Origin of the sequence: Aidingimonas halophila, assembly GCF_900106955.1 — a bacterium.
GTDB lineage: Bacteria > Pseudomonadota > Gammaproteobacteria > Pseudomonadales > Halomonadaceae > Aidingimonas > Aidingimonas halophila.
The window spans coordinates 16,026-41,515 of the sequence record NZ_FNNI01000011.1; the positions used below are offsets into that span (position 1 = coordinate 16,026).

At 57.7% G+C, this 25,490-nt stretch carries 20 protein-coding genes; 10 read left to right on the plus strand and 10 right to left on the minus strand.

The window, feature by feature from the left end; genetic code table 11:
• Positions 1-50: 50 nt before the first annotated feature.
• A complete protein-coding gene (ggt, locus tag BLW01_RS17265; protein ID WP_092572101.1) occupies positions 51-1,793 on the minus strand; it encodes a gamma-glutamyltransferase in 1,743 nt (580 codons plus the stop codon).
• Between the two features lie 144 nt (positions 1,794-1,937).
• Here ggt and rpe point away from each other — a divergent pair, with 144 nt between their 5' ends.
• Positions 1,938-2,636 carry a ribulose-phosphate 3-epimerase gene (gene rpe, locus BLW01_RS17270; RefSeq protein ID WP_092572103.1) on the plus strand — a complete coding sequence of 233 codons (699 nt, stop codon included), beginning with the start codon at positions 1,938-1,940 and terminating at the stop codon, positions 2,634-2,636.
• On the plus strand, positions 2,633-2,938 hold the full coding sequence (locus BLW01_RS17275) for a GIY-YIG nuclease family protein (RefSeq protein ID WP_092572105.1): 306 nt from the start codon (positions 2,633-2,635) through the stop codon (positions 2,936-2,938). Before rpe ends, BLW01_RS17275 begins: the two co-directional genes overlap by 4 nt.
• Here BLW01_RS17275 and BLW01_RS17280 read toward each other — a convergent pair.
• Complete coding sequence (locus BLW01_RS17280; RefSeq protein WP_092572107.1) at positions 2,913-4,211, minus strand: NAD(P)/FAD-dependent oxidoreductase; 1,299 nt, start codon at positions 4,209-4,211, stop codon at positions 2,913-2,915. The two genes, BLW01_RS17275 and BLW01_RS17280, sit on opposite strands and share 26 nt — an antisense overlap.
• A gap of 250 nt (positions 4,212-4,461) precedes the next feature.
• Between BLW01_RS17280 and BLW01_RS17285 the strand changes: the two genes are divergently transcribed.
• The 6 genes from BLW01_RS17285 (at position 4,462) to trpC (ending at position 10,441) form a co-directional block, all read left to right on the plus strand.
• Positions 4,462-5,127: a phosphoglycolate phosphatase gene (locus BLW01_RS17285; RefSeq protein ID WP_229806520.1), complete on the plus strand. Its 666-nt coding sequence runs from the start codon at positions 4,462-4,464 to the stop codon at positions 5,125-5,127.
• Positions 5,128-5,404: 277 nt separating this feature from the next.
• Positions 5,405-6,889 (plus strand): anthranilate synthase component I, encoded by a 1,485-nt coding sequence (gene trpE, locus BLW01_RS17290; RefSeq protein WP_092572214.1) that lies wholly within the window; start codon positions 5,405-5,407, stop codon positions 6,887-6,889.
• A gap of 225 nt (positions 6,890-7,114) precedes the next feature.
• A complete protein-coding gene (locus BLW01_RS17295; RefSeq protein WP_092572111.1) occupies positions 7,115-7,321 on the plus strand; it encodes a hypothetical protein in 207 nt (68 codons plus the stop codon).
• Positions 7,322-8,003: 682 nt separating this feature from the next.
• Positions 8,004-8,597: an anthranilate synthase component II gene (locus tag BLW01_RS17300; RefSeq protein ID WP_092572113.1), complete on the plus strand. Its 594-nt coding sequence runs from the start codon at positions 8,004-8,006 to the stop codon at positions 8,595-8,597.
• Positions 8,598-8,612: 15 nt separating this feature from the next.
• A complete protein-coding gene (gene trpD, locus BLW01_RS17305) occupies positions 8,613-9,632 on the plus strand; it encodes an anthranilate phosphoribosyltransferase (protein WP_092572115.1) in 1,020 nt (339 codons plus the stop codon).
• Between the two features lie 14 nt (positions 9,633-9,646).
• Positions 9,647-10,441: an indole-3-glycerol phosphate synthase TrpC gene (gene trpC, locus BLW01_RS17310; RefSeq protein ID WP_092572117.1), complete on the plus strand. Its 795-nt coding sequence runs from the start codon at positions 9,647-9,649 to the stop codon at positions 10,439-10,441.
• Between the two features lie 21 nt (positions 10,442-10,462).
• Here the strand turns inward: trpC and BLW01_RS17315 are convergent, their stop codons facing one another.
• The 5 genes from BLW01_RS17315 to ydiJ all read right to left on the minus strand — a co-directional run bounded on the left by BLW01_RS17315 (position 10,463) and on the right by ydiJ (position 20,295).
• Positions 10,463-12,265 carry a cation:proton antiporter gene (locus BLW01_RS17315; protein WP_092572119.1) on the minus strand — a complete coding sequence of 601 codons (1,803 nt, stop codon included), beginning with the start codon at positions 12,263-12,265 and terminating at the stop codon, positions 10,463-10,465.
• Between the two features lie 100 nt (positions 12,266-12,365).
• A complete protein-coding gene (locus tag BLW01_RS17320) occupies positions 12,366-12,566 on the minus strand; it encodes a DUF2905 domain-containing protein (RefSeq protein ID WP_092572121.1) in 201 nt (66 codons plus the stop codon).
• Positions 12,567-12,923: 357 nt separating this feature from the next.
• Positions 12,924-16,073 carry an efflux RND transporter permease subunit gene (locus BLW01_RS17325; protein WP_092572122.1) on the minus strand — a complete coding sequence of 1,050 codons (3,150 nt, stop codon included), beginning with the start codon at positions 16,071-16,073 and terminating at the stop codon, positions 12,924-12,926.
• A 16-nt stretch (positions 16,074-16,089) separates the two neighbouring features.
• On the minus strand, positions 16,090-17,088 hold the full coding sequence (locus BLW01_RS17330; RefSeq protein WP_092572124.1) for an efflux RND transporter periplasmic adaptor subunit: 999 nt from the start codon (positions 17,086-17,088) through the stop codon (positions 16,090-16,092).
• 96 nt (positions 17,089-17,184) lie between these two features.
• Entirely contained in the window at positions 17,185-20,295 is a 3,111-nt protein-coding gene (gene ydiJ, locus BLW01_RS17335; RefSeq protein WP_092572216.1) for a D-2-hydroxyglutarate dehydrogenase YdiJ, read from the minus strand.
• Between the two features lie 157 nt (positions 20,296-20,452).
• On the opposite strand from ydiJ, the gene serS reads away from it, so the two are divergent.
• Positions 20,453-21,727 (plus strand): serine--tRNA ligase, encoded by a 1,275-nt coding sequence (gene serS / locus BLW01_RS17340; protein ID WP_092572126.1) that lies wholly within the window; start codon positions 20,453-20,455, stop codon positions 21,725-21,727.
• A 74-nt stretch (positions 21,728-21,801) separates the two neighbouring features.
• Here serS and groL read toward each other — a convergent pair whose 3' ends face one another.
• The 3 genes from groL to BLW01_RS17355 form a co-directional block, all read right to left on the minus strand.
• Positions 21,802-23,448, minus strand: a complete 1,647-nt coding sequence (groL, locus tag BLW01_RS17345) for a chaperonin GroEL (RefSeq protein ID WP_092572128.1) — start codon at positions 23,446-23,448, stop codon at positions 21,802-21,804.
• A gap of 67 nt (positions 23,449-23,515) precedes the next feature.
• The gene (locus BLW01_RS17350) at positions 23,516-23,809 is read right to left on the minus strand and encodes a co-chaperone GroES (RefSeq protein WP_019018228.1); all 294 of its coding nucleotides are present in this window, start codon (positions 23,807-23,809) and stop codon (positions 23,516-23,518) included.
• A 206-nt stretch (positions 23,810-24,015) separates the two neighbouring features.
• Positions 24,016-24,522 carry an FxsA family protein gene (locus tag BLW01_RS17355; protein ID WP_092572130.1) on the minus strand — a complete coding sequence of 169 codons (507 nt, stop codon included), beginning with the start codon at positions 24,520-24,522 and terminating at the stop codon, positions 24,016-24,018.
• A gap of 176 nt (positions 24,523-24,698) precedes the next feature.
• Between BLW01_RS17355 and BLW01_RS17360 the strand changes: the two genes are divergently transcribed.
• Positions 24,699-25,460, plus strand: a complete 762-nt coding sequence (locus BLW01_RS17360) for an SDR family oxidoreductase (protein WP_092572132.1) — start codon at positions 24,699-24,701, stop codon at positions 25,458-25,460.
• Positions 25,461-25,490 lie beyond the last annotated feature (30 nt).

The following is a 25,490-nucleotide window of genomic DNA, read 5'->3' on the forward strand; positions in this document are numbered from 1 at the left end:
GGGTGTCGGATTGTGCGAGAAGCCCGCAGGCTGATAGGGGCACTGCCGCTTCACCATCCGAGAGCCCTGGAGGTCGAACGGCGTGGGTCGGCACCGCCAAGAAACAGGTCATCGACCATGACCGATTGAGCGGCTCCCATGGCTGTCGTGGGTGTGATGTCGTGCCCCTTTTGTTCGAGTCTTTCGATGGTGTCGGGACTGATACCGGCTTCGATGGCGATTTCATCAGGCAGCCATTGATGATGAATGCGTGGGGCGCTGACGGCCGACTGGATGTTCAATCCGTGATCGATGACATTCATGACGACTTGCAACGTCGTGGTGATGATGCGCGAGCCGCCGGGGGTGCCAGTGGCCAGCAGGTTTTTGCTATCTCGTTTGACGATGGTGGGTGTCATCGACGACAGCATGCGTTTGCCCGGTTCGATCTTGTTGGCCTCCCCACCGATCAAGCCATAGGCGTTGGGTTCACCGGGTTTAGCGGAAAAGTCATCCATTTCGTTGTTGAGCAAGAAACCGGCGCCATCGACAACGATGCCGGATCCGTAGCTGAAGTTGATGGTATAGGTGTTGGATACCATGAGCCCGTTATCGTCTGCTACGGAGTAGTGTGTCGTTTCATCCGATTCATAAGGCCATGGATCAGCAGGTGCAATATCCTGCGAAGGCGTTGCCTGTTGTAGGTCGATCTGGTCGCGTAAGTGCGCGGCATAGGCTTTGTCGGTGAGACCGTCCAGTGGGACATCGACGAAATCGGTATCCCCCAGGAATTGGGAGCGATCGGCATAGGCGCGTTTCATGGTTTCGGCCATCAGGTGCAGTGTCGCGGCCGAGTTGTGGCCCAGTGAAGCGATATCATCGGCTTCCAGCATGTTAAGCATCTGTACGATGTGTACACCGCCGGAAGACGGGGGGCTCATGGCATAAATATCATGGCCGCGATAGCGTCCATGGATCGGTTCGCGGATGCGCGGTTCATATCCGGCCATATCCTCCATGGTGATGAGGCCATCGTGGCGTTTCATCTCGGCGACGATCAACTCGGCGGTTTTGCCTTCATAGAATTCACGCGGACCGTGTTCGGCGATACGTTTTAATGTTGCCGCCAGGTCCGGCTGATGAAAGGTATCGCCGGCTTCATAGGCACTACCGTCACTTTTGAAAAAGACATCACGGGTCGACTCCCAGGCCGTGAGTCGTTCGCCAGCCTCTTTAACTCCCTCGGCAAAGCGTGGTGGTATCTCGAAGCCGTCTTCGGCAAGACGGATTGCCGGGGCCAGTGCCTCGGCCAGGGTGAGCGTTCCGTATTCGTCGAGTGCCAAGGCCAGACCCGCGACAGTGCCGGGAACGCCGGAGGCACGATGGGTATAGCGCGACCACTCGCTTACCGGTTCGCCATCGTCATCCAGGAACATGGTTTCGGTCGCGGCGGCTGGAGCGGTTTCACGGTAATCGATTGCCACGACCTCATCGCTGTCTTCGTCCGAGATCAGCATGAATCCGCCGCCGCCGATATTACCGGAACGGGGTTGCACGACTGCCAGTACAAAACCGGCAACGACAGCGCCATCCACGGCATTGCCGCCGTCGGCCATCACGTCGCGGGCGATGGAGGAAGCCAGCTCATGACTCGTCGCTATCATTCCATGACGGGCCTGCTCGGGGTGAAAGCGTTCCCCTTCGAGAATGGCGGATTGGCTGTATGCTGATGGTGAGAAACACGTAGCCGCGACAAGTAGGCCGGACGCCAGTAAACCGACAAATGGGTGGCGGGCGTGGGATCGAATTGTCATGACCGTCTCCTTGGTTCTGCTGATGACCACAGGCGTCGATCTTTTACTATCGGCATGAATCCCGTAATCAGCAAGCGCCAGCCAGGCTTGCAACCTGCTAGAATAGCGGCACTCGTTCAGCAAATCAGGGAATTCCGCAGATCCATGTCCGATAGCAAGACCGATTTCAAGATTGCCCCGTCGATTCTTTCCGCCGATTTTGCCCGCCTGGGTCAGGAAGTCGATGATGTCCTCGCTGCCGGCGCCGATATCGTTCATTTTGATGTAATGGACAATCACTATGTCCCGAACCTCACCATCGGCCCGATGGTGTGCGAGGCATTACGCAAGCACGGCGTCACGGCACCGATAGACGCGCATCTCATGGTGAAGCCCGTCGACCGTCTGATCGGTGACTTCATCGATGCCGGGGCCAGTTATATCACCTTCCATCCGGAGGCTTCCGAACATATCGACCGTTCTCTTCAGATGATTCGCGATGGCGGCTGTCGCTCGGGTCTGGTTTTCAATCCGGGCACTCCCTTGACCTTTTTGGACTACGTGATGGACAAGGTCGACATGATCCTGTTGATGAGCGTCAACCCCGGCTTCGGTGGGCAGTCCTTCATCCCTGGAACGCTCGATAAACTGCGTCAGGCGCGTCAACGCATCGAGGCGTCCGGTCGAGATATTCGTCTGGAAGTCGATGGCGGTGTCAATGTCGATAATCTCGCGGCAGTCGCACAAGCTGGCGCGGATACCTTCGTGGCCGGCTCGGCGATTTTCAAGGCGGCCAGAGCGGAAGATCCGAACCGTTACGACAGCATCATTGCCGCCATGCGTGAGGCGCTGGCACGGGCATGACGGAGGCAACCGCTCCGGTCTGGTACCTGTATGTCATACAGATGGCGAACGGGGCACTTTATACGGGCATCACGACCAATGTCGAACGGCGCTTTCGAGAACATCGAGAGGGCGTTCGTGGTGCACGCGCATTGCGAGGTAAAGGGCCCTTGAGGTTGTATTACCGGACGGCGGTAGGCAGCCGTAGCGATGCCTTGAAACTCGAAGCCTGGTTGAAACGTCAACCGGCTTCCAGGAAGCGCGCCTGGGTGGCGGCCAGACGCGCCGATGCATCGCTCAATGCAACTTCATCTTGGGTTTGAGGAAACGGTTCAGACCATCGACCACGACGGTCACAGCGGTTTTCAGAGTGCCGTGAATGGCGAATTGATGCATGCGATACAGGGAAGCATAGAAGAACTTGGCCAGCCTTCCTTCGATGAACAGGCTGCGAGCCGACGCGCCCCGCATGAGGCTGCCCACGGCATCGAAATGTGCCAGTGAGATCAATGAGCCTCGGTCGCGGAACACGAACGGCTTCAAGGGTTTGCCCTCGAGCGCCGCTTGCAGGTTGCGATAGAGCCGTGTCGCCTGCTGGTGAGCGGCCTGGGCGCGTGGAGGAACCGGCTTGCCGTCCTCCTGAGGGCAACTGGCGCAATCGCCAAAGGCGAAGATGTGTTCGTCATCGATACTTTGCAGGGTCGAGTGAACTTTGACCTGATGGTTGCGCTCTGTCGACAGCCCCAATTCGGACAGGAAGGCAGGGGCCTTGATGCCGGCAGCCCAGACACTGAGGTCGGTTTCGATACGCGTTTCGTCCGCGGTAAAAAAACCTTCTTCATCGACCTGGGTGACACGGGTGTCGACATGAATGTTGACTCCCAGGTTCTCCAGTTCTCGACGCACGGCCTTGCTGATTCGTTCGGGAAGCGCCGGTAGAATGTTGGGGGCGGCCTCCAGCAGATGAACGTCGAGCTGGCCACTGTCGAGTGAGGTGAAGCCGTAGCTGTTGAGCATCTTGGATGCGTCATAGAGTTCGGCAGCCAATTCGACGCCCGTGGCTCCGGCACCCACGATCCCCACAGTCAGCTTGGGATGCGCCCGCCGGGCAGGGTCGCTGTAACGCAGGAACGTATTGAGCATGTCGTGGCGAAACGTTTCCGCCTGTTGGGGGCTGTCCAGGAAGTGGCAATGCTCGGCGACTCCCGGGGTGCCGAAATCGTTGGAGACGCTGCCCAGCGATAGCACCAGATAGTCGTATTCGATCTCGCGGGAGGGAAGGACGGTACTGCCGTCGTCGTCGATGATCGGTGCCAGTGTGATACGGCGCTCTTCCCGATTGAGGTCACTGAGCGTGCCGAGCTGGAAACGATAGCCATGGGCTTTTGAATGGCCCTGATAGGAGACTTCGTCCAGCCCGGAGTCGAGTGCTCCGGTAGCGACCTCGTGTAACAGCGGTTTCCAGATGTGAGTGGGGTTGCGATCGACGAGCACGATTTCGGCACGCTTGCGCTTGCCAAGTTTGCGTCCGAGTCGGGTGACCAACTCGAGTCCGCCCGCGCCTCCGCCGACCACCACGATACGTGGTTGGGTCATGCGAGACTCCTGCTACCAATGTAAAAGATGCGAAATCGAGGTCGCCAGAGTCAGGATGGTGGTAGTAGCAACCTGGAGGCGGCGACATATGGGGTTAGCATAAGCTTATTGCGCATCGATGCCTATGGGTAAAGGCCGAATTGGGGCATGTTTTTTCGTAATATTACATGCATTATGAGCAACAGAGTGTCATTGACGAAGGTCCATGAGGCACTGGACGGTTTGAGTCACTACGGCGTCGGGAGGCTGCTTGCATCCGCTACTACGGGACATGACATTGGTGGTTTTCGATCTTGATGGCACGTTGGTCGATTCGGTTCCTGATCTCGCGGCGGCCGTCGATGCGTCGCTGGTCGACCTTGGACTGGCGCCTCGTGGGGCATCCCGTGTCCGGGACTGGGTCGGCAACGGTTCGCGTGTATTGATGGAGCGGGCGGTTCATGACTCGAGTGGTCGCGTGCCGGATGAGGCTTTCCTTGAACGTGCTCATGACGCCTTTCTGGCACGCTATCGCCAACACCCGGTACAGCATACGCGGCTCTACCCCGGCGTGCGTGAGGCGCTTGAGGGGCTGGCCGGGCACCGTTTCCAGTTGGCGCTCGTCACCAACAAGCCTCAGATGTTCATTCAGCCGATTCTCGAGCATTTCGGGATCGCCGGGTATTTCCGCATCGTCTTGGGGGGAGACCTGCTGCCAGACAGGAAGCCACATCCGGCGCCATTATGGTACGTTGCCGAGACGTGTCGGGTGTCTCCCGAGCGATGTCTGATGGTCGGCGATTCCTGTCACGATATCGAAGCTGGCAAACGTGCCGGTTTCCGCACGCTGGCAGTCACCTATGGCTATAATCATGGTGAACCTGTCGCCGCCAGTCAGCCTGATGGCGTGGTTGAATCGCTGGCGGAACTCGTTTAGTGTTTGAAGCGGTTTATGTGTTTTTGCCTGGCGTGATTCGTCGTGCTGAACCGGACGAAAATCCTCTGTTCATCCTAAAAAAACGGACAGTTTCATGTCGTTGCAATCCTGCCTGCCTTCCTATGCTTCCGACACCGCCCTTGCTGCTGTGGCGATGGTGCGTGATGTCAAGCGCTGGCGATGGTGGACACCGTCGTCTCGTCAGTGAGTCATGTATCAACAAGCTTTAATGACGGTCACCGATAGACCGTGTTGACTGAAAGGAATGCCCGACATGATGACATCCGAGCGCTTCGCCGAGCTGGCGCAAGCTGGTTATAACCGTATACCGGTGACCCGCGAGGTTCTCGCGGATCTGGACACGCCGCTTTCCACCTACTTGAAACTCGCCGATGCGCCCTGGACGTTTTTGCTCGAGTCCGTGCAAGGCGGAGAAAAATGGGGGCGTTATTCGATCATCGGGCTACCTTGTCGGGAGCGTATCGAAGTTCGTGGCTTCGAAGTACGCCATATCATCGATGATCAGCCTCAGTCGATTGATGTCGTCGACGACCCCTTGAATTTCATCGAGCGTTTCCAGGCCCGTTTTAAGGTACCTCGACTCGATGACACGCCGCGTTTCGATGGCGGACTGGTCGGCTACTTTGGTTACGATACCATTCGTTATATCGAGCCGCGTCTGCGTGGGGTCGAAAAGCCCGATCCGCTGGCTGTGCCGGATATCTTGTTGATGGTGTGTAATGATCTGGTGGTATTCGACAACCTCTCCGGCCGCTTGACCCTGTGGACGCACGCTGATCCTGCCGAGTCGTCAGCCTATGAACGGGCCAGAGACCGACTCGAACGTCTGGAGGTGCAACTTCGCGGCACGACGCACAATACCGTCAGTCCGGGAACCGGTCGCCATGTGACTGAAGATGATTTCCATGCCAGTTTCTCCGAGCAGGGGTACAAGGAGGCGGTCGAGCGGATCAAGGAGTATGTTCTGGCGGGCGATGTCATGCAGTGCGTGCCGTCGCAACGCATGTCGATTCCCTACAAGGCACCGCCGCTGGATCTGTATCGTGCGCTGCGGAGTCTGAACCCCTCGCCCTACATGTTTTTCCTCAATCTCGATGACCACCATGTCGTCGGGGCATCACCGGAGATCCTGACACGCCTGGAAGACGGGGAAGTCACCGTGCGTCCCATTGCAGGAACCCGTAAACGGGGGCTGACCCCGGAAGAGGACCGCGCATTGGAAGCCGATCTGCTCAATGATCCCAAGGAGATCGCCGAGCATTTGATGCTGATCGACCTGGGACGCAACGATGTCGGTCGCATCAGTGAGACTGGATCGGTCAGGGTCACCGATCAGATGGTGGTGGAAAAGTACTCTCATGTCATGCATATCGTGTCCAACGTGACCGGGCGTCTGAATCCCGGCATGTCGGCGATGGATGTCCTACGGGCGACGTTCCCGGCCGGCACGTTGTCAGGTGCGCCGAAAATCAGGGCTCTGGAGATCATTGATGAACTGGAGCCGGTCAAGCGTGGTGTCTATTCTGGAGCGGTCGGCTATCTTTCCTGGCATGGCAACATGGATACGGCTATCGCCATTCGTACCGGTGTGTTGAAGGATGGAGAACTGCATATTCAGGCGGGCGGCGGTATTGTGGCCGATTCCGATCCGGACGATGAGTGGCAGGAAACGATCAACAAACGCCGAGCCTTGTTCCGTGCCGTGACCATGGCCGAACGTGGCCTGGACAATCTCGAATGAACGGATCGAAGTCTGTAGATCGTTAATGACTGTAGCCTGGTGCAATATCTGGGGGAGTTGGGGCTCGGGTGGAGACGCACCGCTATGCTGCCCTCATGATCGAGGAGACCGCTGCGGTAGGCGGGGTATTCGCGCTCACCAAGTCGACGGCTGACCTGGGTGATGAAATCGCCAAGACGGTGCGCATGCTGTATATGGGACAAACTGAGCTACAGGGACGGCAGTATGTCGCTGATCGGCAATGGAGTCGAAGGAACGATGACGATTACATGGACGGTGACGGCGCTGGCTGTATTGGCGGGCTTCCGCCGCATCACTTGGCTGACCGGCGCCTGCTGGCAATCGGGGACAGACGCTTATTCCGCTGGTCTATCCCAGCCTCGGATCAGGCATACCGTGCCGGGGCGTGCTATCAACTTAGCTTTCTTGTGACCGTGCAGTGGCATACATCACCCTCAATACGATCAATGCGAACAACAACCGGGCGATCCTCAGCTGGGTCTTCGGTGAACAGAAGCCAGGTATTTGAATCGAGCCCTCGCACGTATTCCTTGCCCACCTCAGGTTCCTCTACCTGATGAGTGCCAATCTGCGTGGTCATGCCAACCTCAAGACGGTTTATATCTTGCATAGACTTTACCTGTACCAATGAAAATGGAATACCAGCTGCCATAGTACATGGCGCGCTGAGCGCTCCTATGAGCCTCTTCTAACCCGGCCTGCTGTGCCCAGCATAGCACCGCGCCCCGTGGGTCATATATGGGGCAAACCGAATGGAACACTACTTATGCTGACAGGGACGGACAAGCAGGTGATTGGGTCAGAGTCTTCAACGGGTAGGTATCGTTAGGGGCTCGATTGACAGCAATAGTGAGCTGACGGCATCATCACAGACATGTTCACAGTTACTCTGACACATGTATCCGTTCAGTGGTGGCGCTTCTAAGACGAGGCGGCACTCGTATGTCTGTACAATGCCGCCGTCAGGGCGGCATTTTTGTGTCTGAGATGATCCTGCACGGCTGGCGCAAGTATATTGATCAATGTGAGTAAGATCCTGGGTAACGATGACAAGGTATTTTAAAATATTTAGATATAACAGGAAGATAACGTCATGTCCGTGCTGATGATCGATAACTATGACAGTTTTACTTATAACCTGGTGCAGTACCTGGGTGAGCTGGGGGCTCGGGTGGAGACGCATCGCAATGATGCCATCACGATCGAGGAGATCGATGCGATGGCGCCCAGCCATATCGTGATCTCGCCAGGTCCCTGTACGCCCAATGAGGCGGGGATATCCATGGAGGTGGTGCGCCACTTTGCGGGTCGGGTGCCGATTCTCGGCGTGTGTCTGGGACACCAGGCCATCGGTCAGGTCTATGGTGGTGATGTGGTACGTGCCCCTCAGGTAATGCATGGCAAGACGTCCAAAGTGCGTCATCGGGGGCAGGGGGTCTTTCAGGGACTGCAGGAGCCATTGGAAGTCACCCGCTATCATTCATTGGTCGTCGCCGCCGAGCATTTGCCCGAGTGTCTGGAAGTGACCGCCTGGGTCGATGAAGACGATGTCACCCCCGGCCTGATCATGGGGTTTCGTCACAAGACACTCGACATTGAAGGGGTACAGTTCCACCCCGAGTCGATTCTGACACGCCAGGGTCATGAACTGCTGGCCAATTTCCTGCAACGCCGTGCCGTCCGCTAAAAAGAGGAGAACGAGATGCAGATGAGCGATGCCATCGGCGCGGTGATGCGCCGTCAGAACCTGAGTTTTGACGATATGCACGCCGTGATGCATACCATCATGACCGGTGAGGCCACTGAAGCACAGATCGGTGGCTTTCTGATCGGGTTGTCCATGAAGGGCGAGACGGTGGAGGAGATCAGCGCTGCGGCTCAGGTCATGCGCGAGTTGATGACACCGGTGACAGTGCATTCCGAGAATGTCGTGGATATCGTCGGCACCGGTGGTGATGGAGCCAACCTGTTCAATGTGTCGACAGCGGCTAGTTTCGTGGCGGCTGCCGGTGGGGCTCATGTCGCGAAACATGGCAACCGGAGTGTGTCATCGTCATCGGGGAGTGCCGATCTCTTCTCGGTCGCGGGTATCAGCCTGGAGTTGGATGCCGAACAGGTCTCCCGCTGCATCGATCAGGTCGGTGTCGGTTTCATGTTCGCGCCGATGCATCATCAGGCAATGCGGCATGCTGTCGGACCTCGCCGTGAAATGGGGGTACGGACGCTATTCAATATCCTTGGGCCGTTGACGAATCCCGCAAGTGCTCCCAATCAATTGCTGGGGGTCTACCATACCGATCTGGTTCCGATGATGGCCGACGTGCTCAAGCGGTTGGGAAGTCACCATGTTCTGGTGGTGAACGCCGAGGATGGACTCGATGAAATTTCCCTGGCGGCGCCGACACGGGTGGCGGAACTCAAGGACGGCGAGATTCATGAGTATCGTATCGCTCCCGAGGATTTCGGGATCGAGAGGCAGGCACTGGAGCCCTTGAAGGTGGTCACGGCCGAGGACAGCCTGCGTTTGGTACATGAAGCCCTGGCCGGAGAGGGGCCGGCGGCCGATATCGTGGCGTTGAATGCAGGAGCGGCCCTGTACGCGGCAGATGTCGCGGACAGTATCGCCGAGGGCGTGAGCATGGCTCAGGATGCCCAAGCATCAGGCCTGCCAAACGAAAAAATGAAGGAGCTCGCCGATTTCACGCGAGTGTATGCCCAATAATGACAGGATATTCCATGACCCTGCCGACCATCCTCGCTCGAATTCTTGCGCGCAAGGAAGAGGAGATCGCCGAACGTCGCCGGGCCGTCAGTGATCATGATTTACTGGCACTGGCAGAGCACCAGAGTGCGCCGCGAGGATTCATTCACGCACTTCGGCGGCGTATCGATGCCGGCGATCCGGCGGTGATCGCCGAGATAAAGAAGGCCTCGCCCTCCAAGGGGGTCATGCGGGACCCTTATCATCCGGATGCCATAGCCCGGTCCTATCAGCAAGGAGGCGCAGCCTGCCTGTCGGTATTGACCGATGCCGATTTCTTTCAAGGCCATGAAGACGATCTCGCATTGGCTCGGGATGCCTGCGAACTGCCGGTGATCCGGAAGGACTTTATCATCGATGGCTACCAGGTGAACGAAGCGCGTGCCATTGGTGCGGACTGTATTCTGTTGATCGTTGCCGCACTCGATGATACGCAGCTCCGGGATCTGCATCAGCAGGCCCAGGCCCTGGGGATGGATGTCCTGGTTGAGGTACATGACCGGCAGGAGCTCGAACGTGCCATGCAATTGGGATTGTCGCTGATCGGAATCAACAATCGCGATTTGCATACCTTTGAAACACGGTTGGAAACGACGTTCGAGCTGTTGTCGTCGATTCCCGCTGATGTGACCGTCGTGACCGAGTCAGGTATCCATGAACGCGATGACGTCACCCGTATGCGTCGACACGACGTGCACGGCTTCCTGGTCGGAGAAGCCTTCATGCGCCAGGACGAGCCGGGAGAGGCGCTGCGTCGGTTGTTTTTCTAGCCCGGTAGCTCGTGCTTGCAGCTACCGAGCCGGCGAGTCGGCAAAGACCAGGCTGACAAGCGTATCTCCACGCTTGGGCGAAAGACCGGCTTGATCCGTTGCCATACGCACTCGTCCAGACGGAGTGATGCACATCAGGGGAAGCCAGTGATTGCCATGGGCTCTACGCTGATCGTCGATCCGGGTTTTTTCACTGAACGGGATGCGGCGTAGTTCTCCACCCTCTGCCACCAAGCGTGACAGCTTGGCGAATGTGATGTCATGACCGAACAGGCGTGGCAAGTGGTCCAAGGCCTGGCCATGTGGGCGTTGAGCAAGACGCCCCTCATCCACGGCAAGCCGGAAGACCCGTTCCCGTCCCAGGAAATGTTCGAAATGCAACGCGGCCAGATCGTTGAGCTCCCGGTAAGGCGATAACGGCAGTAGATAACCGATACCGCTCAGTTCCAGGTGTTGCGCGGCATGCTCCGAGAGAGGGTCACCATAATACGTGGTCAGTCCCGTTTGCTGGGCCCGCTGAATGGCATCCCAGTCGCTGTCGGCCAGCACGACATTCACTCCGGCCGCCTTGAGATGCACCCCCACCTGACGCGCCACCTGATTGGCGCCGATGATCAGTACACCATTGGGCGAGGGGCGTTGCACTCCCAGCCAGCGGGCCAGGGGGCGCGAAAGCAGGCTTTGAGTGACGACGGTGCTGATGATCACCAGAAAGGTCACGGGGACCAGCATTCCAGCACCGTCCATGCCGACGTCTTCCAAGCGCAGTGCGAATAATGAGGCGACGGCGGCAGCGACGATACCGCGTGGTGATATGAACGCCAGTAGTGCTTTTTCACGCACATCAAGACCACTGCCCAACGTGCATAGCCAGACGGTCAGTGGTCGTGCGACCCCCACCAGCACCACCAGGAACGCCAATGCACGCCAGTCCAGCATGGCCAATTGCTCGACCGTGAGACGCGCCGCCAGCAATATGAAAAGTCCGGAAATCAGGAGTACCGACAGGGTCTCCTTGAACTCGACAATGGGGCGCGTAGGTACTCCTCGCATGTTGGCGAGCCAGACGCCCATGACGGTCACGGTCAATAATCCCGACTCATGAAATAACCGGTTGGAGATCGTGAACAAGGCCAGCATCAACATCAGGGTGCCGAAGCTATGCAGCTGATGCGGGAGCCAGTGCCGCCGTAGTACGACTCCCCAGCAATAGCCACCGATACCACCCAGTCCAAAGCCGATCAGCGCAGTCTGAGTGAAAAGCAGCAGTGTCTGGGTCGCGGCTTCGCCTCCGCTGGAACCCAAGGCGACGAATTCATACACCAGCACCGCACCAATGGCACCCATGGGATCGATCAGAATGCCTTCCCAACGCAGGATCTGCGTGAGAGGTTGCTTGGCACGCAATGTCTGCAGCATGGGCAGGATGACGGTGGGACCTGTGACGACCAGTAACGCGCCCAGTACGCTGGCCATTTCCCAGGACAGCTCCAGCAACAGTCGCGCTGCAATGGTGGCTATGACACCTGTGATCAGCGCCCCCCAGGTGACCAAACGTCGAACGGTGCGTCCGTGGCCGCCCAGTTCACGGAAGTTCAGGGTGAGACTGCCTTCGAAGAGGATCACCGCAACAGCGAGCGATACCAGGGGAAACAGCAGGTCGCCAAACAAGGCGTCGGGTTCGAGCATGCCTGTCATTGGGCCTGCAGCGATACCGGCGACCAGCAATGTCAGGATTGCCGGCAATCTCAACTGCCAGGCAATCCATTGGCAAACCAGGGCTAACAGACCGATCACCGCCAGGTCGAGGCCAGCATGCTCCATCGTCGCTCCTGTGTCATCGAATGAAAGGGGCGCGCAGCCTAGCGTTGCCGACGCCAACATGCAATCCATGAATGCGATGAAAAGGAGCTATTTGTTGGTGTCAGCGATTAAATAACCAGAGGATCAGCGATAGCAGGATACTGATCAGGATCATGGTGGTAATGGGAAAATAGAAAGCGACATTCTCGCGCTTGATGATGATGTCACCTGGGAGGTGACCAAGAGGCAGTTTGCTCAGCCAGGGCCAAAGCAGGCCAATGGCAACTATGGCCAGGCCGATAATGACTAGGGTTCGGGACATGAGGTTGCAAAGAGTCCGTCGGGTCTTGAGAAACTCGACTATGTGAGACTGGGGACGAACGCGTCAAGTTCTTGCCTATGCATGGTGAGCCATCAGTCCTCTCTTGCTGTTCTTCGTAATGGGCGAGGAAGTGTGCAAGTACGTCGATTTCCAAATCGCTGAGTTTCTCATTATGACATCGTTGCCACGCTGTTCCTCCCGAAAACAGATCATCCAAGAGCACCCACCTTGACATCAAAACCGCTGTTCATGGTGCGATTCCAGGAGCCATGGCGGTCGATGGGCATGGCGTTTTGGAACATGAGACGTGGTTGGCGTGGGATGCGGGGAAGCCGACATGTTCGTCGCTCTCGTCCATTACCGTGCCGGCGCTCGTTTCCAGGAGCGCGAGAGCACTGAGACAGTCAGGGCGGGCAGGAACAGCACCGTGACGATAGCCGATCCCAACAAGCCGAATAGCACGATGGCACCGACGCCACGATAGAGTTCGGTACCTTCGCCTGGTAAAAATACGAGTGGCGACAAACCACAGATCGTGGTCAGCGTGGTCATGGCGATCGGCCGTAAACGGCTGGCTACCGCATCGTATACGGCCTGTCTGATATCGGTTCCGTACTGTTTCAAATTGTCACGAGCCTTGTGCACGACCAGGATCGGATTGTTGACGACGGTGCCCATGAGTATCAGAAAGCCCAGCATGGTGATCATATCGAAAGGTTGCTGGATTCGGCCGAGCCCGATAAGGGGAAGCCAACTTCCTGCCAGATTCATCATGGCGAGTCCGACGATGCCGCCGGCGGCCCCCAGTGGAATGGTCGTCAGGATCAGCAGCGGATAGCCCCAGTGGGCGAAAATGGCGACCAGTAACAGGTAGATGATGGCCAGTGCCACGAGGAAGTTACCCGATAGAGACTCGCGTGTGGCGTCGAGCTGGTCGCTGGCGCCACTCGTGGTGATATCGATATCACCCGGAAGGTCGCCACGATTTTCCAGTTCGGAAATCACATTCGCCTGAACGCGTTCCAGGCCCGCCTCGAGTGGTGTGCTACGCGGTGGAATGATATCGAGTGTCACGGTACGGCGACCATCGACGCGCCTCACCGTGGAGGTGTCCACCGTTTCGTGGATGTCGGCCAGTGTCGCCAAGGGGACGGTGGCACCTTCAGGCGTATGCACCGGTAGGTCGGCGAGTGTATCAATGTCGGCGTTGCCGGCTTCGGGGCCGTAGCCATAGAGGTCGATCTTTTCGTCGTCGAGGTAAAAATCATCAAGATAAGCGCCATCGGTCAAGGTGGCGACAGTCGTTCCCAGCGTGTCGGTATCCAAGCCCAATTCCGTCGCTCGTTCCCAGTCCGGTTGGATCTCGATCATTGGTTGAGCGAGATTGAGTGCCGAGGGACGTGTCTGAATGCGGGGATTGTCAAAGACGGTTTCCGCACGATCGTAGATACGGTTGGCCGCTTCATAGAGGGTTTCGAGATCCGTTCCCGAAATGTCGAGGGTAATACTCCGCGTACCGCCATCATTACTCGAGATGATCGATCCACGTGAGGCAAAGGCACGCATATCGGGATAGGCTTCGAAGCGGTCCGTCAGTGCCGTCATCAGGGCTTCGATATGATCCGGATCGCGTGTCTCGGCAATGATTCTCAAGCTTTGAGCCTCGACCTGCATGCTCATGTTGCGCATGGCGGGAACGTCGGTGCGTCCGGTGTCGAAGTCCTCGGGCTCGGCGCCGACATGTGGCAGCAGATCATCTCGAAGTTCCTCGGCAATGCCGGCCATGGTGGACAGGTTATAGCCCGCCGGTGCATTCATGGACACAAACGTCTTGGCCTCTTCGCCTTCAGGAAGGTATTCCGCGGGTGGTGTCAGCCAGATGATGATCGCTGCGCCGCCGGCAATCGCGACCACCATGGTAGCAATGCGTCGCGAGGGTGAGACGATCAGGCTGTCAACCAGCGTCATCGTGGCTCGAATCCAGCGTGGTTGGGCATCGTCCGGCCCCCCGGCTCGACCGTGGAAATCCAGGTGGGCACCGAGTGTCGGTATCACGGTAATGGCGACGATCATCGATACCAGGATCGAGGCGGAAATGGCGACGGCAATGTCCGAATACAACTGCCCGGCTTCCTGCTCGATAAAGAAGATCGGCACGAACACCAGAAGGGTCGTCAAGGTGGATGCCAGAACGGCAGGCCAGACCTGCTGGACGCCGGTCAAGGCAGCCTGAAAACGGTTCAGTCCTCGTCGTCGTTGGGTTTCGATACTTTCCAGAACCACGATCGTGTTGTCGATCGTCATGCCGATGGCGAATGCGACCCCCGCCAGGGAAATGACATTCAGCGTTCGGCCAAAGAGCAGCAAGCCGAGAAAGGCGGCAATGGTACAGATGGGAATGCCGACGATACCGGCCAGGGTCGCTCGGGCGGAGCGCAGGAAAGCGAACATGACCAGCGTGGCGAAGAGAGCCCCTAGCCCCAGGTTGAACCAGACATTCGCTATCGAGGCTTCGACATAACGAACGTCATCGCTCGACAGCGACATCGTCATGCCTTCATCGGCGAGAACGGTGTCATTGATCGTCTCGACCTCGCGTTGCATGTGATTCTTGATGTCGATGACATTGGCGCCCGGTTCGCGACGAACCTGGATGCTGAGTACCGATTCACCCTCCGAGTTGAAAGAGCGTGAATCCCTTTGTGCATGGGATTGCCGAACCTCGGCGACGTCGGAAAGTCGAGTGAGAGCATCGCCACGTCGATTGATAACCAGGGACTCGAGGGTGTCGATATTGCTGAATCGTCCTACCGTGCGTAGCAGATAGCGCCGCTTGCCACTTTCCAGATTGCCACCCGAGACATCCTGGTTGCGTCGCTCCAACGCCTGCTGAATGTCGTCGATGCCCAGGTTGCGTTCGGCCAATGCGTCAGGGTCTATCAGCAGTTGCATCTGGCGTTCCGCACCCCCCTCCACGGTCACTTCGGATACGCCGTCGACGCTCTCCATACGAGGGCGGACATTGTCTTCGAGGAAATCCTGCATGGCGGCCATGTCCAGTTCCCTGGGATTTCCCCCGGCGGGAGCGACATTGAAGTACATGAAGGCATTGGCGGAAAAGGAGTTGGCGACGATACGGGGTTGGTCGACGTTGGCGGGGTAATCCGGTACCTGGCTGAGTGCATTGTTGATGCGGATCAACGTCTCGGTCAGGTCGATGCCGAAGGGGAATTCCAACTCGATTTCCGCACTGCCGCTTCGAGCGGTCGATTCCATTCGCGATAGATTGGGAACATTACGCAGGTACTCTTCCTGCTCGATGAGGATGTCCTTCTCGATATCCTGAGGTGTTGCGCCAGGCCATTCGGTCTCGACACCGATGGTGCGGACTTCCAGGTCGGGTATCATCTGCACGGGGATGTGCAAGATGGCGGTAACCCCCAGCACCATCAATATCAGAATGGTGACGCAGACCAGGATGCCGTGACGAATGATGGCGGCGAACATTAGGTTCAGAGCGTCCTCATTCGTCTTCCAGGATCAGTCGTTGGCCATCTTCGAGGCGTTGGTTACCCTCGACCACGACCCGGTCACCGGGGCTTACCCCATCGAGAATGGCCGTCGTTCCATCCTGGCTGGGACCTGTGGTGACACGACGCTGTTCCGCCCGCCAGGTATCGCCGTCCTGGCGGACCAGCCAAAGGCTGATATTGCCGTCAGGGCGACGGATCAAGGCATCTCGAGGGACGGTGGGTCCCTGTTCGCCGCTCAACTGCAGTCTGGCACGGACCGACATGCCGGGTAACAGTGGAGGGGCGTCATCGAGTGCCGCACGTAACAGGAACTGGCGTGAGGCGTCGTCCTCACGGGGGACTCTGGCCAGGGTGTGGGCGGAGCGCCAGCTCGGGTCTCCCGGAAGGCGCACCTTCAGGTCGGCATCATCCATGCGTGAATACAGCGATAAAGGGACCGCGATATCGAGACGCAGTCGTTCGAGATCCACCAGTGTCAGTAACTCATTACCTGGGCTGGACCATTCACCGACTTCGATATTGCGTTGGGTGATCATGCCGGTAAAGGGCGCTTTCAAACGGTGTCGTGCCAGTTGGGTGGACAAGCGTTCGCGCTCGGCATCACGACGTTCCAGGACCGCCTCGGCCATCGCGACGGCATTCTCTCGTTGTCGGAGCTCGCTCCTGGCGATGTTCTGGCCTTCGCCGAGCTGTCTGGCCTCATCAAGTAAACGTCTTGCCTCGTCCAGTTCGGCCTGGGCCTCGGTGTATTGGGCGTCGGCAGCGCGCGCCTGTTGCTCGATCTCTGCATCATCGATCACCAGCAGCGTTTGATCGTCTTCGACGTTGTCGCCCAGAGAGACGTGCAGATCGGCGATACGTCCTTCGACGTCACTGGATAGGTTGGCTGTACGCGGGGCAACGACGCTGCCGGTCAATTCAATCGTCTCCTCGATGGCTTCACGCTCGACATCGACGGTATGCACCCGGGCTTCCTGCGCAAGCGCCATGGGGATGAGACCGGCCGTGAGGAGGAGAACAACAAAACGTTGTGGCAAGCACGATAGTGGCAAAGGTTGCTCCCCTTTCTTTCCTGTCGATTGACATTAGGCCTGTTTCAGGCAGCTCAGTAATGCCTGTAACGGATGGGGCAGCGACTGCCCGGAGAAACGTCGGACCTGGCTGCGACAGGAGTAACCGGTCGCCAGTAACCGTCCCTGATGGGCGTCATCGTCGACGACGGATTGCCATGACTGACGATAGATGGTTTTCGATGTGGTGACGTTTCTGGCTTCATGGCCATAGGTACCCGACATGCCACAGCAACCGGTTGCCACGAGTTCGAGGTTCAGACCGAAGGCGGCAAACAGTTGTTGCCACGCTTTCGGACTGCCGGGGGCGGTGGTCTTTTCGGTACAGTGTGACAGTAGCTTGAAGCCCGGATCGTCCAACGTCTGTCCGCTGGAAGTGAACCGATGTGCCTGAGCGACCAGCCACTCTTGCAGCATCATGACATCCGGGACCTTGTCGCTGCCAAGCGATTTCACGTACTCCTGACGGTAAGTGAGAGTCATGGCCGGATCGATGCCAACCAAAGGAACATCGAAATCGGCCAGAGCGCGGAGCCGCTCGGCTTGCTTTGCGGCAGTGCGCTCGAAGGCGCCCAGGAAGCCCTGCACATTGAGTGGTTTGCCGTTGGGCGAGAAGGGGGCGACAAAGACCCGGAAGTCCAGGCGGTACAGCAACTCTACGATGTCCATCACCACCTTCGATTCGAAATATGTGGTGAAGGCGTCCTGGACGATGATGACACTACGCGCCTTCTGGGCATTCGTCAGTATGCCGAGCGAGGTCGGGGTTGCCTCCGCGACACCCCAGGCATCGAGTTGCTTCTTGAGACGGGCACGCGACAATCTTGGGCTATCCACCATGCCTACTGGACCAGCCAGTAACCGATCCACCAGGCGTGAACCCAGCAGACCGTTGTAGAGGGGAGCCATCGGTGCCAGATAGGGCACGATGAATTCCAGTCCACCGATCAGATAATCACGGGGCGGTCGCAGATAACGTCCATGGTAAACTTCAAGAAATTGTGAGCGGAATTCCGGTACATTGACCTTGACCGGACATTGTCCCGCGCAGGATTTGCATGCCAGGCAACCGGCCATGGCGTCATAGACCTCATGGGAGAAATCTTTCTTTCCGCGGCGCTTGCCAATCGTGTTGACCAGGCGTAGCGGAAAATCCCGAATGAAGCCCCAGGCGCCCTCGGTTTTCTTCTTTCGTGATTCCTCGACCACATCGATGTGTTCACGCTGCTGCAGCCTCAGCCATTCGCGCATCAGACTGGCACGCCCCTTGGGTGAATGCACTCGCTCGCGAGTGGCTTTCCAGGAGGGACACATGGCATCAGCCGGATCATAGTTGTAGCAGGCACCGTTACCGTTGCAGTAAACGGCACTATCATGTGCCTGCCAGACGCGTTCATCGATCTGACGGTCGGACTCGCCCCGGGTCGGTACGCCGTCGATGGTCAGTAAATCGGGATCGACCCATTGGATGGGGGTTTCCTGATCATCGGATGCCACGGAGGGGGATGTCGGAGTGGCGATCTTGCCGGGATTGAGCTGATTGCGTGGGTCGAACGCGGACTTGATCCGCTGCAGGCTGGGGTAGAGTGGTCCGAAGAAGCGGGGAGCATATTCCGAGCGAACGCCCTTGCCGTGTTCCCCCCACAGCAAGCCATGGTAGCGCTGGGTCAGTTCCGCCACCTCGTCGGAGAGTTCGCGTATCAGGGATGCCTGAATGGGGTCCTTCATATCGATGGCGGGGCGTACATGCAGCACGCCGGCATCCACATGCCCGAACATGCCGTAGGAGAGGCCGCGGGAATCCAGCAAGGCCCGAAACTCGGCAATGTAATCGGCCAGATGTTCCGGGGGAACAGCGGTATCCTCGACGAATGGTATCGGTCGCTTTTCGCCCTGGACATTCCCCAGCAGACCCACCGCCCGCTTGCGCATGGCATAGACCCGGCCAATCTGATCGCGGCCTTCAGCCAGGGTATAGCCAAGTCGCGTGACCGTTGTATCGTTTTCGATGTGATGAGTGAATGCCTCGACGCGTGAAGCCAATCGATCGGGATCGTCGTCGTTGAACTCGATCAGATTGATACCGAGAATGTCGTTGTCGGCGTCATCCGGAAAGAAGTCGGCGACGCTATCCCAGACGAAATCCTCCATGGCGAGCATCAGGACCTGATCGTCGATCGTTTCGATGGAGGTCGGACTCGAGTCGCTTGCCATCAATATCTTGGCATCACGCAAGGCGTCCATGAAGCTGGTATAGCGGACATTGACCAGTGTCGAGTGCTTGGGGATGGGGAGGACATTGAGAGTGGCTTCGCCCAATAGACCCAGTGATCCCTCTGCGCCACATAACAGGCTATTGAGATCGAATCGACCGTCGGCGGTTCGCAAATGGGCCAGGTCATAACCGGTGAGACAACGATTGAGTTCGGGAAACGTGGACTCGATCAGGTCAGCCTGGGTGTCGGCGATATCTCGAGCCGTGCGGTGGATGGTGCCGAGAGCGTCATCACGTTGGCAGAGCGTGTCCAGTTCAGCGGTGTCTACAGGACGACTGGTCAGTCGCTCACCTCCCAGCAGGACGCATTCGAGTTCCAGAACGTGGTCGCGGGTCTTGCCGTATTCGCAACTGCCTTGTCCGCTGGCATCGGTGGAGATCATGCCGCCGATGGTGGCACGGTTGGAGGTTGACAGTTCGGGGGCGAAAAACAGGCCGTACGGCTTGAGCGCTGCATTGAGTTGATCTTTGACGACACCGGTTTGAACGCGCACTCGGCGGTTCTCGACGTCGATGTCGAGAATGTGGTTCATGTGCTTGGAGACATCGATCACCAGACCATCGGTCAGGGATTGACCGTTGGTGCCGGTACCGCCGCCTCGGGGGGCCATGACGATATGCTGATACTCGGATTGTCCCGCCAGTCTGGCGATACGCTCCAGGTCAGTCATGTCTCGCGGGTAGAGCACGGCTTGCGGCAAGCGCTGGTAGATCGAGTTGTCGGTCGCCAGGACCGTACGGTTGCCGTAATCCGGAGCGATGTCACCGGCAAAGCCGGCAGCCTTCAGTGCGTCGAGAAAATGTAGATAATCGGTATCGAGGCGTTCCTGCGGTTCCAGTCGTGCAATCATGGACATTACATATGTTGGAAATAGACTCTACTCTACCCGACCCTTGAGGACTTGGCACGGTCCGGCAACGGAACATGGTGAAAGACTCTCCGGTTCCTTACAATAGTGGGCCGCATTTTGCGAATCCATATCGGCTGACTGTAACGGACGGAACTCCATGCTCGACCCGAAACGACTGCGTAGTGACCTCGAAGGGGTCGCCCAACAACTGGCCAAACGGGGCGTGACGCTCGATATCTCATGGATCGAAACGCTTGAATCGCGTCGTCGCGAACTGCAGACGCGTACCGAACAATTGCAGAATGAGCGCAACACACGCTCCAAGGCGATCGGCAAGGCCAAGGCGGCGGGCGAAGACATTCAGCCGCTATTGGATGAAGTCAGTGACCTTGGAGATCGGCTGGATGCCGCCAAGCAGCAATTGGCGGAGGTGCAGTCCGAGTGGGAGGCATGGGCTGCCGGCCTGCCCAATCTGCCCCATGAGAGCGTTCCCGAGGGCGACGATGAAGAGGATAACGTCGAACTGCACCGATGGGGGGCGCTGCCAGAGTTCGGTTTCGAGCCACAGGATCATGTCGAACTGGGCGCCAAGCTGGGGTATCTCGATTTCGATATGGCCGCTAAATTGACCGGCTCGCGGTTTGCCGTGATGCGGGGGCCAATCGCGCGGCTTCATCGTGCGCTGGCGCAGTTCATGCTGGACAAGCAGACTCTCGATCATGGTTATGAAGAGTGCTATGTCCCCTATATGGTCAACGCCGATTCATTGACGGGGACCGGTCAGTTACCCAAGTTCGGGGAGGATCTGTTTCGACTGGAAGATCAACCGGACTACTATTTGATCCCCACCGCGGAAGTGCCACTGACCAACTTTGCCCGGGATGCGATTATCGATCATCAATCACTTCCCATGAAACTGACGGCTCACACGCCCTGTTTTCGTAGCGAGGCAGGAGCCCATGGCCGCGATACCCGGGGCATGATCCGTCAGCATCAATTCGACAAGGTCGAGATGGTGCAGCTTGTCGAGCCCGAAACGAGTTACGAGGCTCTCGAAGCGATGCGGGAGCATGCGGAAGCCATTCTGCAGGCACTGAATCTGCCATATCGTGTGGTCACGCTTTGTACCGGTGACATGGGATTCGGGGCCGCGAAGACCTACGATATCGAGGTGTGGCTGCCAAGCCAGAACACCTATCGTGAAATTTCGTCCATTTCCAATTGTGAAGACTTTCAGGCGAGGCGTATGCAAGCACGCTTTCGCCATCCGGACACCAAGAAGCCACAGCTCCTGCATACCCTGAATGGTTCCGGCCTGGCGGTCGGGCGCTGTCTGCTCGCTGTACTGGAAAACTATCAGCGGGAGGATGGCTCGGTGATCGTACCGGACGCACTGCGTCCTTACATGCGAGGAACCGAAGCTATCAATTAATGGTGCATAAAAAAGCCCGCCGGCCAACGCCGACGGGCTTCGTTTTGCAGGTGAGTCCTGAAGGGAGTGGGGGCTTACATCATGCCGCCCATGCCTCCCATTCCGCCCATGTCCGGAGCGCCGCCACCGGCAGCTTCCTTCTCATCCGGGTCTTCGGCGATCATGGCTTCAGTGGTGATCATCAGGCCTGCCACGGAGCCAGCTGCCTGCAGGGCACTACGGGTCACCTTGGCCGGATCGATGACGCCCATCTCGAAGAGGTCGCCATATTCGCCGGTCTGGGCGTTATAACCGAAGTTACCTTCACCATCTTTAATACGGTTGATAACGACGGAGGCCTCTTCGCCGGCGTTGTCGACGATCTGGCGCAGCGGAGATTCCATGGCACGCAGCGCAATGGCGATACCATGGTTCTGGTCTTCGTTATCACCTTTCAAACCAGTGACTTTGCTCATGACTCGGACCAGAGCGGTACCGCCACCCGGTACAACGCCTTCTTCGACCGCTGCACGGGTGGAGTGCAGGGCGTCCTCGACGCGGGCTTTCTTTTCTTTCATTTCGACTTCAGTCGCGGCGCCGACGCGGATGACGGCAACACCGCCGGCCAACTTGGCGACGCGCTCCTGAAGCTTCTCACGATCGTAATCCGAGGAGGTTTCCTCGATCTGGGCGCGGATCTGGCTGACACGTGCTTCGATGTCGGCCTCGGCACCGGCACCATCGATGACCGTGGTGTTCTCCTTGGACATGGTGATGCGCTTGGCATTTCCGAGGTGGTCGAGAGTCGCTTGCTCGAGGGTCAGGCCGACTTCCTCGGAGATCACGGTGGCATTGGTCAGGATCGCGATGTCCTGCAGCATGGCCTTGCGACGATCACCGAAGCCGGGTGCCTTGGCGGCCGCGACTTTGACGATGCCACGCATGGTGTTGACCACCAATGTTGCCAGCGCTTCGCCTTCGATGTCTTCGGCGATGATGGCGAGCGGCTTGCCGGCCTTGGCAACGGCTTCCAGCGTCGGCAGCAGTTCGCGGATGTTGGAAATCTTCTTGTCAACCAACAGGATATACGGGTCTTCCAGCTCGACCTGCATGGTTTCCTGGTTGGTCACGAAGTAGGGTGAGAGGTAGCCACGATCGAACTGCATGCCTTCGACGACTTCCAGTTCGTCTTCCAGACCACGGCCTTCATCGACAGTGATGACGCCTTCCTTGCCCACTTTCTGCATGGCATCGGCAATGATTTCACCGATGTTGGCATCGCCGTTGGCAGAGATGGTGCCGACTTGGGCGATGGACTTGGGCTCGGTGCAGGGGACCGACAATTCACGGATCTGTGCGACGGCAGCGGTGACCGCCTTATCGATGCCGCGCTTGAGATCCATCGGATTCATGCCGGCAGTGACACCTTTCATCCCTTCGGCGATGATGGCTTGAGCCAGCACGGTGGCAGTGGTGGTCCCGTCACCCGCATCGTCGGATGTGCGAGAGGCCACTTCCTTGACCATCTGGGCGCCCATGTTTTCGAACTTGTCCTTGAGTTCGATCTCCTTGGCCACGGAAACGCCATCCTTGGTGACGGTCGGTGCACCAAAGGATTTTTCCAGTACGACGTTACGGCCTTTCGGGCCGAGAGTCGCCTTCACCGCGTTGGCGAGTAGGTCGACGCCGCGAACCATGCGCTTGCGGGCATCATCGGAGAACTTGACTTGTTTCGCTGTCATTTTCGCTTCTTCCTAGCGCAGTTGTTAAACGAAATGTCGGTAATGTCTTGAAATGTTGGAGACTTCTTCAGCCTTCGACGACGGCGAGAATGTCGGACTCACTCATGATCAGGACTTCTTCGCCATCGATCTTCTGCTTTTCGACGCCGAAGCCTTCCTTGAAAATGACGGTGTCGCCTACCTTGACGTCAAGGGGGCGAACTTCGCCGTTATCGAGAATCCGGCCGTTACCGACGGCGAGGATTTCGCCACGTGTCGGCTTTTCCTGGGCATTGCCCGGGAGCACGATGCCGCCTGCGGTTTTCTGCTCTTCCTCGACGCGACGGACGACGACGCGATCGTGCAAGGGACGGATATTCATTGCTCTCGTTCTCCTAATGAGTTGATGTGCCATGACAAAAGCCACAACGGGGCCATACGATTTCCGGAAGCCCGACTTCCGGAAAGAAGGCTTGAGCCTTCCTTGTTGATGGCCGACCAGACAGGCTGATCGGCCGAATCACGTTGCTAGCCCATGAGTGGGGGCTGGTTGCAATCTTTCAAGGGATTGCATGAAAAAAAATTTGTTTACCGATGCCTGTCATGGCGATCAATGAACTCGCCTTCAAGGGGGTCGGTATCATGATCGGAATGATCGGTTTGCTTCGCTTCCCAATGTGACGAATCGAAATCGTGCCGTTCGTGTTGGCCGTGCATCGACCCTGTGCGAAACGTAAACCCTTTGACTCGTATATTGGCCCGGCTCAGCCATTTTCCCAGTAAGCGGCGGGATGTCGGAATCAGGCACATGAATCCCAACGCATCGGAGATGAAGCCGGGAGCCATTAACAGGGCACCACCGAAAATCAGTGCGGCACCCGTCAATAGTTCATCCGAAGGAAGCTCTCCGTTGGCAAAGCGTTGTTGAGCGCGCGTCAGCGTGGCAACGCCTTCGCGCCGCACCAGATGTAGCCCCAGAAAGCCGGTGCCCAGTACAAGCAGCAGGGTAGTCAGCAGACCGATTTCGCTGCCGACAGTAAACAAGATGACAAAGTCGAGCAGGGCGAACAGGGTGAAAAACAGCAAAATGGGCATAGAGACTCCAGGTTGGCGGTCTCGTGAGTAAATGGAGGTCATCCTCGCGATTTCAAGTCATGGCACCAGGAGCTGGCATACTGCCTTAGTGGTGTGTGCGGCGAACCGTAAGCATGCTATGTTATATGTGTTGCGGTGCACAATACTCAGGTACGACAGGATCGGGAGACTCTAACATGGAACTGGCAGGTGCAGTCATAGCCATCACCGGCGGCGCGCGTGGGCTGGGATACGCCATGGCCAAGCAACTCGGGCATCGTGGTGCTCGTCTGGCGTTGCTGGACCGGGAACGGGAAGCGTTGGATCAGGCTGTCAATGCCTTGCTTGACGAGGATATTGAAGCGCGCTCCTTCATGGCGGATATTGCTGATGAGGCGTCGGTCATACAAGCATTCGGTGATATCGCTAGAGAGTTGGGACCGCTTTCAGGACTGGTGAATAACGCTGGTATCACCCGAGATGGCCTATTGGTCAAAGCCAGTAACGGTCATGTCGAGAAAACAATGTCGCTCTCGCAGTGGCAGCAGGTGATCGATGTCAATCTAACCGGGACTTTTCTGTGTACCCGCGAGGCGGCAAGCCAGATGGTCGAAGCCGGCCAGTCGGGGGTGATCGTCAATATTTCCAGTATTTCCCGAGCGGGCAACATGGGGCAGAGCAACTATGCGGCATCCAAGGCGGGGGTGGCGGCATTGACAGTGACCTGGGCCAAGGAGCTGGCGAGATACGGCATTCGTGTGGGGGCGGTGGCACCGGGATTCATTGAAACCGAGATGACGGCCTCGATGCGGCAAGACATGCTGGAAAAACTGACTCGCAGTATTCCATTGGGTGCATTGGGACAGTCGGGTGATATTGCCGAGAGTGTAGAATTCATCTTCGACAATGATTATTTCACCGGGCGTGTCATTGAATGCGATGGAGGGTTGCGATTGTAGATGCGCCAGGCCAGGACATAGCCCGGCCCG